Source organism: Micromonospora fluostatini, from assembly GCF_050410825.1.
Classification (GTDB): Bacteria; Actinomycetota; Actinomycetes; order Mycobacteriales; family Micromonosporaceae; genus Micromonospora; species Micromonospora rosaria.
Window position 1 is genome coordinate 2,262,882 of sequence record NZ_CP191251.1, and the last position, 12,686, is coordinate 2,275,567.

Sequence of the window (12,686 nt, forward strand, 5' to 3'; positions counted from 1 at the left end):
GGTCAGGTGACGACGGGGCTGCGCCGCTCCAGCAGCACCACGTCGCGCCACCGCCCGTCGCGCCGGCCCACCCGCTCCCGCACGCCCACCACCCGGAACCCGAGCCGGTCGTGCAGGCCGAGGCTGGCGGTGTTCTCCGGGAAGACCCCGGACTGCACGGTCCAGATCCCGGCCGCCTCGGTGTCGGCGATGAGCGCGTCGAGCAGGGCACGGGCCACGCCCCGGCCCCGCGCGGCGGGGTCGACGTAGACGGAGTGCTCGACCACCCCGGCGTACACCGGCCGGCGGGAGGTCGGCGTCACCGCGATCCAGCCGAGGACGGTACCGGTGTCGTCGACGGCGACGAAGCGGTGCGCCGGCAACCGCGTCGCGTCGAACTCCGCCCAGCTCGGGGCCGACGTCTCGAAGCTGGCGTCGCCGCCGTCCAGGCCGAGCTGGTAGATCGCGAGCACCCGCTCGGCGTCCCGGGCCCGCATCGGGCGTACCGTCACCGTCATTTGTTCGTCCTCGCTCCGCATCACCGGCCCGGTCCGGCTCAGCATGTCACCCCGTACCGCCGTCGCGGGACGGGCCGGCCGTCGTCCCGGTCACCGCGGGACGGCGGGGCCGGGGTCGGTCGTGGCGAGCACGTCCAGCAGCAGCGCGGCGGTCCAGGCGAAGCGGGGTGAGCCGAGCCCGGCGCCGGTGTCCGGATGGAAGTACTCGTGCGCGCCGGCGCTCGCCACCAGCCGGATCATCGACGCGGCCAGGCCGGCGGCCAGCTCCGGGTGGCCGTGCCCGCGCAGCCCCCGCCAGAGCAGCCAGCCGATGTTGATCCAGCTCGGGCCACGCCAGTAGCGCACCGGCTCGAAGTCCGGGGCGGTGCGGTCGTGGCTGGGCAACGGGCGCTCCATCCGGGCGGCCAGGCCGAACCGGGCGGACCGGGCCTCGGCGACGATCGCGTCGACCTGCCGGCGCGGCAGGTCGGGCAGGATGAGCGGGAGCAGGCCGAGCACGGTCCGCGCCGGGAGCAGCGCGCCGGTGCGCACGTCGCGCGGGTGGAAGGTGCCGCTGGTCGGGTCGTACAGCCGGTCGACGACGGCGGCGGTGATCCGGGCGGCCCGGTCGCGGTGCGGCGCGGGGTCGGCCCCGACCACGGCGGCGATCCCGGCCAGCGCGTGTTCGGCCGCGCCCGCCGCCGCGTTGACCAGCGGGCACTCCACCAGGAACGGATGCCGCTGCGACAGCCCGTCGTCCCGGTACCCGTGGGCCCGGTACGACTCGGCGAGCGCGACGTACCGGGCGTAGTCGAGGTCCGTCGGGCGGTGCGTGACGTCGGCGTGGTCGGTGTCGCGCCGGCGGTACGCCCGCAGCACGGCGGTGTCGGCGGGCACCGCCGCCAACGGCGGGTCCCACGCCGGGCTGTTGTCCAACCCGGACTCCCAGGGGTGCACGATGCAGGCCAGCCCCGCGCCGCCGACGTCGCGCCGACCGGCCAGGTACCGCTGCTGGGCCACCAGGCGGGGGTAGAGCCAGCGCAGCGCGGACCGGGCCTGCGCGGTCGGGGCCCGCCGGTGGGCCAGCCAGGCGGCCAGGGCGTGCACCGGCGGCTGGAGCAGGCCGGAGGTGGCCACGGCCGGCGCACCGTCGGCCCGCGCCGAGTCCCAGAAGTCCGGCCCCGGGAAGTACGCGCCGCCGCGCCGCGCGGGGTTGAACACGATGTGCGGCACCCGCCCGTCGGCCCACTGGGCGGCGAACAGTGTCCGCAACTCCCGCCAGGCCCGGTCGGGCCGCAGGTGCGCCCAGCCGACCGCGACGAAGGCCGAGTCCCAGCTCCACTGGTGCGGGTAGAGGGTGCGCGACGGCACGGTGTGGTCGTCTTCCCAGTTGCCGTCGAGGGTGTCGGCCGCCAGGGCCCGCAGCCGGGTGACAACCACGTCGACCATGAGTCACATCCCGCAAGCACCAGAGGCCCGTCCAGGCCACGATAGCCGGATCTCCGTCCCGGGAAGGGCCATCCCGCCCGGTGCCACGGTTGGTGCCGCCCCGGGCACGGGTCGCCCGCCCGCGTGCCGTCACGGTGGCCCGACCCGGACAGGACCACGGTTGCCCGACCCCGGCGGGGCCCCTAGCATCGGGCCCGTGCGAGGCGACGGGGACCGCCGGCCGACCGGTACGCGCCGGTGAGGCTGGAGCCGCTGGGCATCGAGGGTGCCTGGAAGGTGGTGCCGCGCCAGCACGCCGACGGGCGGGGCGTGTTCGCCGAGTGGTACCGCCACGACCGGTTCGCCGAGGTGGTCGGTCACCCGCTGGATCTGGCCCAGGCGAACGTGTCGGTGTCCCGGCGGGGTGTCGTCCGGGGCATCCACTTCTCCGACGTCCCGCCGGGGCAGGCGAAGTACATCACCTGCGTCAGCGGGGAGGTCGTCGACGTGGTCGTCGACCTGCGGGTCGGCTCGCCCACGTTCGGTCGCTGGGAGGCGGTACCGCTGGACGACGTCGAGCGGGCCGCGCTGTACCTGGCCGAGGGGCTCGGGCACGGGTTCTGCACACTGAGCCCGGAGGCGACCGTGGTGTACCTCTGTTCGAGCACGTACGACCCGGAGCGGGAGCGGGCGGTGCACCCCTTCGACCCGCTGCTCGGCATCCGCTGGCCGACCACCGACCCCCGGCTGTCGGACCGGGACGCCACCGCGCCGGGCCTGGCCGAGCTGCGCGCCCGTCGCCTCCTGCCGGGCCTGCGCTGGACGGGCGCAGACTGAGCCGCGCGCCGGGGACGGGGCCCCGAGCCGCCGGCTGAGCCTCGGGCCGGGGGCGGCGGCACGTCTGGGCAGGGGCGACAGCACATCCGGCGGAGCCGGCTACCGTGGCGGGATGAGCAAGCCGACCCGCTGGGTGACCGAGACCGCCGAAGGCCACTCCCGCTGGTACGTCGACCGGTTCCGGCGGCTGGCGGCGGAGGGCGCGGACCTGGCCGGGGAGGCACGGCTGCTGGACGCCCTGGTGGCGCCGGGGTCGCGGATCCTCGACGCCGGCTGCGGTACCGGTCGGGTGGGTGCCGCCCTGGCCGCCCGGGGACACACCGTGGTCGGGGTGGACGCCGACCCGCTGCTGGTCGACGCCGCCCGCACCGACCATTCGGGGCCCCGCTGGCTGGTCGCCGACCTGGCCGGGTTGGCGCTGGCGGAGGCCGGCGAGGCGGAGCCGTTCGACGCCGCCGTGCTGGCCGGCAACGTGATGGCCTTCGTCGCCCCGGGCACCGAACGCGCCGTCCTGGCCCGGGTCGCCGCCCACCTGCGCCCCGACGGCGTCATGGTGGTCGGGTTCGGCACCGGCCGGGGGTACCCGCTCGGTGACTTCGACGCCGACGCGGTCGCCGCCGGGCTGCGGCGGGAACACCGCTTCGCCACCTGGGACCTGCGCCCCTGGCGCGACGACGCCGACTTCGCCGTGACCGTCCTGCGCCGCCCGGCCGACGGCCCCTCCCCCACCTCCTGAGCCGCCGCCGGCCTACCGGTCCCCGGAGGGGGCGGCGACGGCGCGGGCGGCGGCCGGATCGAGAGCGCTGCCGGCGGGCACCAGACTGACCAGGCCGGCGGGCAGCCGCACCGGCCGCACGTCGCGGTAGCCGAGCGTGCCGAGCACCTCGGCGCCGCCCAGCGCGTACCGGCGACCCAGGTCGGTCACCACGGAGACGGTTCCGCCGGTGGCGCCGGCGACGGCCACGGACTCCACGACCGCGCCCCGGCCGGGCTCGACCAGGACGTGGTCGGCCAGCACGCCCCGGCCCGCGCCGGTCCGCGGGGCGGCACCGAGATCGGGCAGCGGGACGCCGGTGCGGACGTCGCGCACGCCGCTGTCGTCGCCCACCCGGGCGCAGAGTCCGCCGTCCTCGACGGTGGCCAGGCGGGGCGGGACGGTGGGCGGCGCCGCCGGCCCGGTCGGGGTCAGGTCGGGCAGCTTCGGCAGGGCGGCGAACCGGCCGAGGCTGACCTGCTCCGGCTCGCCCTGCCCGGTCCGGGCGAGCAGCAGGCTGGCCTGCAACTCGGTGATCCCGGCCAGGCCCGTCCGGCCGACCACCGCGTACTGCGCGCCGCCGCCGGAGTTGCGGACCAGGAACACGTCGCCCACGGTGGCCCCGGCCACCCGCTCGGACGGCTCGCCGTGACCGGGCAACGACAGGGGGGCCAGGTCGGCCCCGGCCGGGATGGTGTTCAGCAGCGCCGGGGCGACCGGGACCGCGCGGGCCCGGGTGGCGGCCAGCGCGGCCAGCACCTGGTCGGTGTCGCGCAGCAGGTGGCGGCGGTTCTGCCAGAGCAGGTGCAGGCCCCCGTCGGGGTGCCGCAGCAGCAGCCCGGCCTCGCCGAGCGCCCGACCGCCGGCCGGGTCCGCCCCGATCAGCAGCGCGGAGCGGGGGGTGGCCCGCTCGCCGGCCGGCGGGGCGACCGAGCAGACCGTCCAGGCAGCGGTGGAGAGCCGGCCGGGGGCGGGCAGCGAGTCGGGGGCGTCGGCGATGCCGAGCGGCAGGCCGCGCGGCACCCCCTCGATCGACCGTCGGGAGACCAGCACCGTCTTGGGCCGCTCCGCGCCGATGATCAGCAGCGCGGAGGCGTAGTTCAGCACCGGGTGCAGCTTCTGCTCGCGGTAGACGAACCGGGCGCCCGACTCCCGCTCCACGATCACCGCCCCGGCGTCGCGCCAGGTGCTGCCGCCACCGGCGAACAACCCGTAGAGCGCGAAGCCGCCCAGCCCGATCACCGCGACCAGGACGCTGGCCAGCGCCGCGCCGGCCAGCCGCCGAAACGGCGACTGCGCCGGGTCGGTGTCCCGCATGACCAGGGCGGCGACCGCCCGCTGGACGGTGAACTGGTACGAGTGGAGCTGGTCCTGCCGCGACGGCATCGGAGCCCTTTCCGCCGGAGTCGGTCGGCGCACAGGATAGACGGCGCGTCGACACCCCGTTGACCCTCCGTCGTCACGTCGGGTGCCCCGGACGGCCGTACCCGGGCGGTCGCCGCCGGCCGGCGCGTCGGGTCGCACAGCCCGGTCGGCGGGCCGGTAACGTGCCCCGGCACGGGCCGCCACGACGGAATGAGGACCAGTGGGCGCACGGTTTCAGGAGCTGGCCTGGCGTCAGACCCCGATCGGCGAGATCAGTCTGCGCCGACGCCGGGACCCCTCGCTGGACACGGACGTGTACGAGGTCAAGCTCGACGACGCGTTCCTGATGTCGAGTCTCTTCCCGGTCGCCGAGATCGAGCTGGCCCGGCTGGGCCTGGCGGAGCTGACCGGCGCCGGTCTCGACGTCGTGGTCGGTGGCCTCGGCCTCGGCTTCACCGCCCGCACCGTGCTGGCCGAGCCACGGGTCGGGTCGATGGTGGTGGTGGAGGCGATCGAGGACGTGATCGAGTGGCACCGGCGGGGGCTGCTCCCGTTCGCCGCCGGGCTGGCCACCGACCCGCGGACCCGGTTCGTGCGGGCGGACTTCTTCGCCGCCGCCGAGTCCGACGCCGGTTTCGACCCGGACGCGCCGGGTCGGCGCTTCCACGCGGTGCTGCTGGACGTGGACCACTCGCCCCGGCACGTGCTGCACCCCGACCACGCCCGCTGCTACACCCCGGCCGGGCTGCGGCGGCTCGCCGCGCACCTGCACCCGGACGGGGTCTTCGCCCTCTGGTCGGACGACCCGCCGGACGAGGAGTTCGGCGACGCCCTGGCCGAGGTGTTCGCGACCTGGCAGGCACGGGTCGTCCGGTTCCCCAATCCGCTCACCGGTGGGGAGTCGGCCAACACCGTCTACGTCGCCCGCCGCTGAGCAGGCATGGTGCCGCCCGCAGCGGGAACGCGACCGGCCCCGCCCGTGGTGGACGCGGCGGGACCGGCGATCCCGGGAGGGAACATGCGGGCCATGCTGCTGGTCATCGGTGTCGTCGCGGTGGCGCTCGTCCTGCTCGGGCTGCTGCTGGAGGCGGCCCGCTGGCTGATCCTGATCGGGGCGGTCGCCTTCCTGGTGCTGGTCGTGCTGGCCTTCGTCAGGGGCCGCCGGACGGTCCGCCGCTGACGGCCCAGCCGTTGACGGCCCGCCGCCGCGCCCTCCGTCACCGGCGGCTCAGCCGGCGGTCAGCGCCGGGGCCGGGCTCTGCTCCACGGCCGGGGTGGCCCGCCGGTTGGGCAGCGAGAGCCGGATGACCTTCCACCAGGCGGAGGCGACCTGCTTCGGCAGGCTCCCCGTGGTGTACGTCAGGCCGTACCTGGCGAACAGCGCCCGGACCTCCGGGGCGATCTCCTGGTACCGGTTGCTGGGCAGGTCGGGGAAGAGGTGGTGCTCGATCTGGAAGGACAGGTTCCCGGTCATGACGTGCATCAGCCGGCTGCCGCTGATGTTGGCCGAGCCGAGCATCTGCCGCAGGTACCACTCGCCCCGGGTCTCGCCCTCGATGGAGTTCCTGGCGAAGGTCTCCACGCCGGACGGGAAGTGCCCGCACATGATCACCGAGTGGGTCCACAGGTTGCGGACCAGGTTCGCGGTGAAGGTGGCGGCCAGGGTGGACAGGAAGGAGGGCCCGGAGAGCAGCGGGTGCAGCACGTAGTCCTTGAGCACCTGCCGGCGGATCTTGCGGCCCACGGCGCGGGCCCGGGCCCGGAACTCCGGGTTGCGGTGCCGGCCCTTCTTCAGGTTGCGGCCCAGTTCGAGGTCGTACGCGGCGATGCCGTACTCGAAGAAGCAGGCGTTGACGAAGTTCCACAGCGGCTGCCCGAGGTGCATCGGGTGCCACCGCTGGTCCTCGTCGACCCGCATGATGCCGTACCCGAGGTCGTTGTCCTTGCCGATCACGTTGGTGTACGTGTGGTGCAGCTCGTTGTGCGAGTGCTTCCACTGGTCGGCCGGGGAGACGCTGTCCCACTCCCAGGTGGTGGAGTGGATCTTCGGGTCACGCATCCAGTCCCACTGGCCGTGCAGGACGTTGTGTCCGATCTCCATGTTCTCCAGGATCTTGGCCACCGCCAGGCCGGCGGTGCCGACCACCCAGGCCGGCGGGAAGAGCGAGAAGAGCAGCACCGCCCGGCTGCCCAGCTCCAGTTTGCGCTGGGTGGCGATGACCCGGCGGATGTACGCGGCGTCGCGCTCGCCCCGGCTGGCGACGACCCGGTCCCGGATCGCGTCGAGCTCCTTGCCCAGTTGCTCGATGTCGGCCGGGGTGAGGTGGGCGGTCGGGTTGTGGGACTTGTTCTGCATCGCGGTCACGTCCGCCAACTCCCTGTCAGTGCTCGATGTCGCAGGCGCCGGCCGCGGCCGACACGCAGGTCTGGATGAGGACGCCGTCGCCGGGGGCCGCCGTGGTGACCGCCCCGGTGCGCAGGTCGCGGACCGCGCCCTGGCGCAGCGGCAGGACGCAGCCGTAGCAGATGCCCATCCGGCAGCCCGAGGGCATCAGCACGCCGGCCGCCTCGGCGGCGTCGAGGATCGGGGTCGCCCCGTCGGCCGGCACCGTCACCGCCGTCCGGGTGAGGGTGACCTCGCCGCCCTCGCCGGGGGCGACGACCGTCGGGCGGAACCGCTCGGTGTGCAGCAGGTCGGCGCGGTCGTGGGCCGCCCAGTGCGCCTCGACGGCGTCCAGCAGACCGAGCGGGCCGCAGGCCCAGGTCCGCCGGTCGAGGTGGTCGGGGACCAGGGCGGCGAGCTGGTCGGCGGTGAGCGGGCCGGCGGCGTCGGTGTGCCGTTCGACCAGCCGGAACGCCCCCTGGGCGGCGAGGTCGCGCAGCTCGGCACCGAAGATCACATCGGCGGCGGTGGGGGCCGAGTGGACCAGCACCACGTCGGCGTCGCGGTGCGCCCCGGCGCGCAGCATCGCCATCACCGGCGTGATGCCGCTGCCGGCGGTGACGAAGAGGATCCGGCGCGGGACGGGCCGGGGCAGGACGAAGTCGCCCTGGGCCTGGTCGAGCTGGACGACGGTGCCGGGGCGGATCCGGCGGACCAGGTGGGTGCTGACCACCCCGTCCGGGATGGCCTTCACGGTGACCGTGATCGGCTGGTCGCGGCCCGGCACCGAGGTCACCGAGTACGCCCGCCACTGGCGGACGCCGTCGACGTCGACACCGAGCCGGACGTACTGCCCCGGGGTGTGACCCCGCCAGCCGCGCCCGGGACGGATGGTCAGGGTGGCCGCGTCGCGGGTCTGCGGGGTCACGGCGAGGATCCGGCCGCGCAGCGCCGCGCCCGAGCGCAGCGGGTCGATCAGGTCGAGGTAGTCCTCCGGCAGCAGGGGCGTGGTCACCGCCCCGGCGAGCCGGAGCAGCCGGTCCCGCAGCGCGGCCGTGCGGGACGGGCGGGTCACCGTCGAGGTCATGTGACCAGAGTGACCGCGCTGGCGGATAAAATCTTGACCGGGAGGTGTGAACACCTCGGTCAATCTTGTTCGCCAGGCACAATCATCGGGGGTGAAACCGGTGTCGGTTCGATTTCCGGAGCCGGATCCGCCCGCCCGGCTCGGTCTCGACGAGCAGGCGGCGCGGATGCTGCGGGACCGGCTGCCCCTGCTCGCCGAACGCACGGTCACCGCGATCACCGCCGAGGTGCCGAGTTACTCCGGCACCCTGACCGGCCAGATGCGGGAGAAGATCGAGAACGCGGTGCAGATCGCCCTCGGGACGTTCCTCAACCTGATGGGGCGGTCCCAGGACGGCGATCCCAGCACCCCTCTCACCCCGGCCCTGGAGGCGGCGTACGCGCTGGGCAGCGGGGAGGCGCGCGCGGGGCGGAGCATGGACGCACTGCTGGCCGCGTACCGGGTCGGCGCGCGGGTGGCGTGGCGGGAGATGTCCACCACCACCGTCCGGGGCGGGCTGCCGGCGGCCACCGTCGCCGAGTTCGCCGAGCTGCTGTTCGCCTACATCGACGAGCTCTCCGCCGCCAGCGTGGCCGGGCACGCCGACGAGTTGGCCAGCGAGGGCCGGGCCCGGCGGCGCAACCTGGAACGCCTCACCCAGCTCCTGCTGGCCGGCGAGGCCGAGGAGGAGCTGCGCGGACGGGCCGAGCGGGCCGACTGGCCGCTGCCGCAGACCCTGACCGTCGTGGTGCTGCCACGCAGCGGCGTACGGCCGGCGCTGGCCCGTCTGGAGCCGCACGCCCTGGACAGCGCCGAGGACCTGCCGGGCGTGGCGGCGGCCGAGGAACTGGCCGTGCTGCTCGTCCCGGACATGCACGCCGCCCGCCGGGCGCACCTGCTGCGGATGCTGCGCGGGCTGCGGGCCGTGGTCGGGCCGGCCCGCCCCTGGCACCGGGCCGCCTCCTCCTACCAGCGGGCGGTCCGGGCCCACCGGCTCGGCCTCGGCCGGCCCGGCGACGAGGAGCCCGTCGACACCGAACGGCACCTCACCGGGCTGCTGCTCGGCACCGACCCCGAGGGGCTGGCCGACCTGCGGGCCCAGGTGCTCGCGCCGCTGGCGGCGCTGCCGCCGGCCACCGCGCACCGGCTCGCCGAGACGCTGCGCTGCTGGGTGCTGCACCAGGGCCGCCGGGAGCACGTGGCGGCGGCCCTGTTCGTCCACCCGCAGACCGTCCGGTACCGGATGGGGCAGCTCCGCGAGCTGTACGGCGACCGGCTGGACGACCCGGGGACCATCCTCGACCTGACCGTGGCGCTGGCCTTCCTCCCGCCGCCCGGGGAGCCGACGGCCGGCGGCGGAGCCTGAGCGACGGCCCACCCGGCCGGCGGTGACCGGGCAGGCCACCGGCGAGCGCAGACGGGCCGACAGGCCGTGGGCGACAGCAGGCGGGCCGGCGGGCCGAGAGGCATGGCGGGGGCCGGGTGGCGTGGCGGGGGCCGGGTGGCGTGGCGGGGGCCGGGTGGGCCCGGCGAGGGTGGCCCGGATCTGCGCCGGGGTGGGTCAGTGGTCGGCGGGCAGGCCGGGGCGGCTGCCGAAGGCGTCGACGGCGTTGACCGTGGCCGCCCGGCGGGCCCGGGGGTCGTCCCGGCCGCCGAGGAACTCCGCCGGGTCGTCGGTGCCCATCGGGAACGGCCAGTCGCTGCCGAGCAGCAGCCGGTCCGGGCCGAAGACGTCGGCGGTGACGGCGGTCATCGACGGCTGGTGGGTCAGGCAGTCGGTCCACATCCGGCGCACCGCGTCGGCCGGGGCGAGCGACAACGGCACGAGACCGGGACGGTCCGTGGCCACGCCCCGCTCCCACCGGCCGAGCACCGCCGGGACGACGCCGCCGCCGTGCACCAGGACCAGGCGCAGCCCCGGGTACCGGGCCACCACGTCGCCGAGGACGAGTTGCGCCACGGCGACCGCCGTCTCCACCGGGTTGCCGAGCAGGTTGCCGAGGTAGAACTCGTCGAGCCGGGCGTCCGGGGAGGCGGACGGGTGCAGCAGCAGCGCCCGCCGGTCGGCGTGCAGGGCCTCGAACAGCGGCGCGAAGGCGGGATCGGCCAGCGACGGGATCCGGCCGCCGGCTCCGGCGGTCACCCCCCACCAGCGCGCGTCGGTCCGCACCCGCCGGTACTCGGCCAGCGCCACCGCGGGCTCGTGCAGCGGCAGGTACGCCAGGGGCCGCAGCCGGGGCTGGTCGGCGACCCGGGCGAGCAGCCCGTCGTTGACCGCCACCGCCCACCGCGCGCTGTCCCCGCCGGCCAGGTGCTGCCCGTGGTACGGCGGCGGGACGGTCACCACCGCGGCGTCCAGCCCGGCCGCGTCCAGGTACGCCAGCAACGCCTGCGGCCGGTGCAGGGTGAGCGGCCCGACCGGGTGCCCGGCCACCACGTGGCGTCCGTCCTCGGCGGTGGTGACCAGGTCGTCCACCTTGGCGTCGACGAGCAGCGGCGCGAGGTGGGTGTGCACGTCCACCGTCGTCACCGGCTCGGCGCTCAGGTGCGCCTCCGCCGCCGGGGCGGACAGGTTGTCGACGGCGGGGCGGTCTGCGGACATCAGTGGACTCCTTCGGGTTGCGCCGGAGCGGGGTACGGGGCCGGGACGGGCACGCCCAGGTCGCCGGCGAGGGTGGTCAGGGTGTCGAGCAGCGAACGGTCCAGGGCCACGCCCTGCCGCGCGGAGTCGCGCAGGCGTCGCGTGGAGCGCTGTCCGGGCAGGCTCACCCGGTCCACGCCGGGCGCGTACGGCCCGGCGGTGACCTCCCGGCCCAGGTCGGCGAGGCGGGTGGTGAACTCCTCCGGACCGCCGAACGCGGCCGGGTCCAGGGCCAGGAAGAAGTGCGCGCAGTTGTTGGGGACGGCGGTGTCGGCGTACAGGCCGCGTACCTGCTGGCCGTAGCCACCGCCGGAGAGCACCCCGGTCAGCGCGTCGACCACCAGGGCCAGGCCGAAACCCTTGTGCCCGCCGGTGGGCAGCAGCATACCGGCCAGGGCCGCCGCCGGATCGGTGGTGTCCCGGCCGAGGGCGTCGGTGGCCCAGCCCGGGGGGATGGGCCCACCGGCGGCCTCGGCCAGCCGGATCCGGCCGAGGGCCACCTCGGACAGGGCGATGTCCAGCACCACCGGCTCGTCCTCGGGGCCCGTCGGCAGGCCGACGGCCAGCGGGTTGTTGCCGACCACCGGGTGTCCGCCTCCGGGCGCCGGCATGAGCGGGCGGGTGTTGGACATGGCCACCCCCACCAGGCCGGACCGGGCGGCGGCGCGGACGTACCGGCCGGCCGCACCGAAGTGGAAGGCCCGCCGGACGCTCACCGCGCCGAGGCCGAACTGCCGTGCCTTGGCCACGGCCAGGTCCATGGCCTGGTCGGCGGTGAAGACGCCGAGCGCGTGCCCGGCGTCGAGGACGGCGATCGCGCCGAGGTCGACCACCGGCTCGGCACGGGTGGCGGTGCTCACCGAGCCCCGGCGCAGCCGGTCGACGTACATCGGTACCAGCATGGTGCCGTGCGACGGGACCCCGCGCCGGTCGGCGTCGACCAGCGACCCGGCGACGGTGGCGGCGGCCGGGCCGGGGACACCGGCGGCGGCGAAGATCCCGCCGACCAGTGTGCCGAGCCAGTCCGGGTCGACCCGCTTCGGATCGGCCGGGGCAGCCGCCTCGGCGCTCACGCCGGCTCCGCGACGCCGGCCAGCCGGGCCGGCATGGACTCCTGGATGCGCCGCATGGCGTTCTCCAGGTGCCGGGTCAGCGCCGTCACCGCCGCCTCCGGGTCGCCGGCCACGCAGGCGTCCAGGATGGCCTGGTGTTCGGCCTGGATGTGGGCCAGCCCGTCGGGGGTGGGGCGGGTGGCGAAGCGGTACCGCTCGCTGTTCTCCCAGACCGGCTCGATGGCCCGGGGCAGCCAGCGGGAGCCGCCGGCACGGTAGAGGGTGAAGTGGAACGCGGTGTGCGCCTGCCGGGCCGGGATCGGGTCGTCCGCGCCGGCCAGCTTGGCGTGCTCGTGCAGGGCATGGCGGGCGGCCTCGGCGTCCTGGGCGGTGAACCGCTCGGCCGCCGACCGGATGGCGAGCGTCTCCAGGGCCAGCCGGGTCTGGTGGGTGTCGAGCAGGTCGTCCAGCGACACGTCGCGGACCCAGGCGCCCTTGTGCGGAATGATCTCGACCAGGCCGAGGGCCTCCAGCCGGCGCAGCCCCTCGCGCACCGGCATGGCGCTCATGTCCAGCGCCGCGGTCAGGTCCGCCAGCCGCAGGTGGGTGCCGGCGGGCAGTTCACCCGACATGATCATTCTGTGCAGTTCGGCCGCGGCCGTCTCCGCCATCGTGCGCTGTCGC

The 12,686-nt window shown here is 76.0% G+C and carries 13 protein-coding genes; 5 read left to right on the forward strand and 8 right to left on the reverse strand.

The window, feature by feature from the left end:
* Positions 1–2: 2 nt before the first annotated feature.
* Positions 3–497, reverse strand: a complete 495-nt coding sequence (locus ACQUFX_RS09730; protein ID WP_428965669.1) for a GNAT family N-acetyltransferase — start codon at positions 495–497, stop codon at positions 3–5.
* 90 nt (positions 498–587) lie between these two features.
* The gene (locus tag ACQUFX_RS09735; RefSeq protein ID WP_428965670.1) at positions 588–1,925 is read right to left on the reverse strand and encodes an MGH1-like glycoside hydrolase domain-containing protein; all 1,338 of its coding nucleotides are present in this window, start codon (positions 1,923–1,925) and stop codon (positions 588–590) included.
* 237 nt (positions 1,926–2,162) lie between these two features.
* Here ACQUFX_RS09735 and ACQUFX_RS09740 point away from each other — a divergent pair, with 237 nt between their 5' ends.
* Positions 2,163–2,741: a dTDP-4-dehydrorhamnose 3,5-epimerase family protein gene (locus tag ACQUFX_RS09740; protein ID WP_428965671.1), complete on the forward strand. Its 579-nt coding sequence runs from the start codon at positions 2,163–2,165 to the stop codon at positions 2,739–2,741.
* Positions 2,742–2,853: 112 nt separating this feature from the next.
* Positions 2,854–3,477, forward strand: coding sequence for a class I SAM-dependent methyltransferase (locus tag ACQUFX_RS09745; protein WP_428965672.1), 624 nt, complete (start codon positions 2,854–2,856; stop codon positions 3,475–3,477).
* A 12-nt stretch (positions 3,478–3,489) separates the two neighbouring features.
* Here the strand turns inward: ACQUFX_RS09745 and eccB are convergent, their stop codons facing one another.
* The gene (gene eccB, locus ACQUFX_RS09750; RefSeq protein ID WP_428965673.1) at positions 3,490–4,881 is read right to left on the reverse strand and encodes a type VII secretion protein EccB; all 1,392 of its coding nucleotides are present in this window, start codon (positions 4,879–4,881) and stop codon (positions 3,490–3,492) included.
* Between the two features lie 199 nt (positions 4,882–5,080).
* On the opposite strand from eccB, the gene ACQUFX_RS09755 reads away from it, so the two are divergent.
* Complete coding sequence (locus tag ACQUFX_RS09755) at positions 5,081–5,794, forward strand: polyamine aminopropyltransferase (RefSeq protein ID WP_428965674.1); 714 nt, start codon at positions 5,081–5,083, stop codon at positions 5,792–5,794.
* An 84-nt stretch (positions 5,795–5,878) separates the two neighbouring features.
* Positions 5,879–6,040 (forward strand): hypothetical protein, encoded by a 162-nt coding sequence (locus ACQUFX_RS09760; protein ID WP_428965675.1) that lies wholly within the window; start codon positions 5,879–5,881, stop codon positions 6,038–6,040.
* A 48-nt stretch (positions 6,041–6,088) separates the two neighbouring features.
* Here the strand turns inward: ACQUFX_RS09760 and ACQUFX_RS09765 are convergent, their stop codons facing one another.
* Both ACQUFX_RS09765 and ACQUFX_RS09770 read right to left on the reverse strand, forming a co-directional pair.
* Positions 6,089–7,216, reverse strand: coding sequence for a fatty acid desaturase family protein (locus ACQUFX_RS09765; protein WP_428966921.1), 1,128 nt, complete (start codon positions 7,214–7,216; stop codon positions 6,089–6,091).
* A gap of 25 nt (positions 7,217–7,241) precedes the next feature.
* Positions 7,242–8,330, reverse strand: a complete 1,089-nt coding sequence (locus ACQUFX_RS09770) for a ferredoxin reductase (protein WP_428965676.1) — start codon at positions 8,328–8,330, stop codon at positions 7,242–7,244.
* Positions 8,331–8,430: 100 nt separating this feature from the next.
* Here ACQUFX_RS09770 and ACQUFX_RS09775 point away from each other — a divergent pair, with 100 nt between their 5' ends.
* Positions 8,431–9,675: a PucR family transcriptional regulator gene (locus ACQUFX_RS09775; RefSeq protein ID WP_428965677.1), complete on the forward strand. Its 1,245-nt coding sequence runs from the start codon at positions 8,431–8,433 to the stop codon at positions 9,673–9,675.
* A gap of 195 nt (positions 9,676–9,870) precedes the next feature.
* On the opposite strand, the gene ACQUFX_RS09780 is transcribed toward ACQUFX_RS09775, so the two are convergent.
* Genes ACQUFX_RS09780 through ACQUFX_RS09790 form a run of 3 tightly spaced genes read right to left on the reverse strand, consistent with a single transcriptional unit; the run spans position 9,871 to position 12,673 of the window.
* Complete coding sequence (locus ACQUFX_RS09780; RefSeq protein WP_428965678.1) at positions 9,871–10,911, reverse strand: amidohydrolase family protein; 1,041 nt, start codon at positions 10,909–10,911, stop codon at positions 9,871–9,873.
* The gene (locus ACQUFX_RS09785; RefSeq protein WP_428965679.1) at positions 10,911–12,023 is read right to left on the reverse strand and encodes an Ldh family oxidoreductase; all 1,113 of its coding nucleotides are present in this window, start codon (positions 12,021–12,023) and stop codon (positions 10,911–10,913) included. Before ACQUFX_RS09785 ends, ACQUFX_RS09780 begins: the two co-directional genes overlap by 1 nt.
* Complete coding sequence (locus ACQUFX_RS09790; protein ID WP_428965680.1) at positions 12,020–12,673, reverse strand: GntR family transcriptional regulator; 654 nt, start codon at positions 12,671–12,673, stop codon at positions 12,020–12,022. The genes ACQUFX_RS09785 and ACQUFX_RS09790 overlap by 4 nt, the downstream gene beginning before the upstream one ends.
* Between the last annotated feature and the right edge of the window lie 13 nt (positions 12,674–12,686).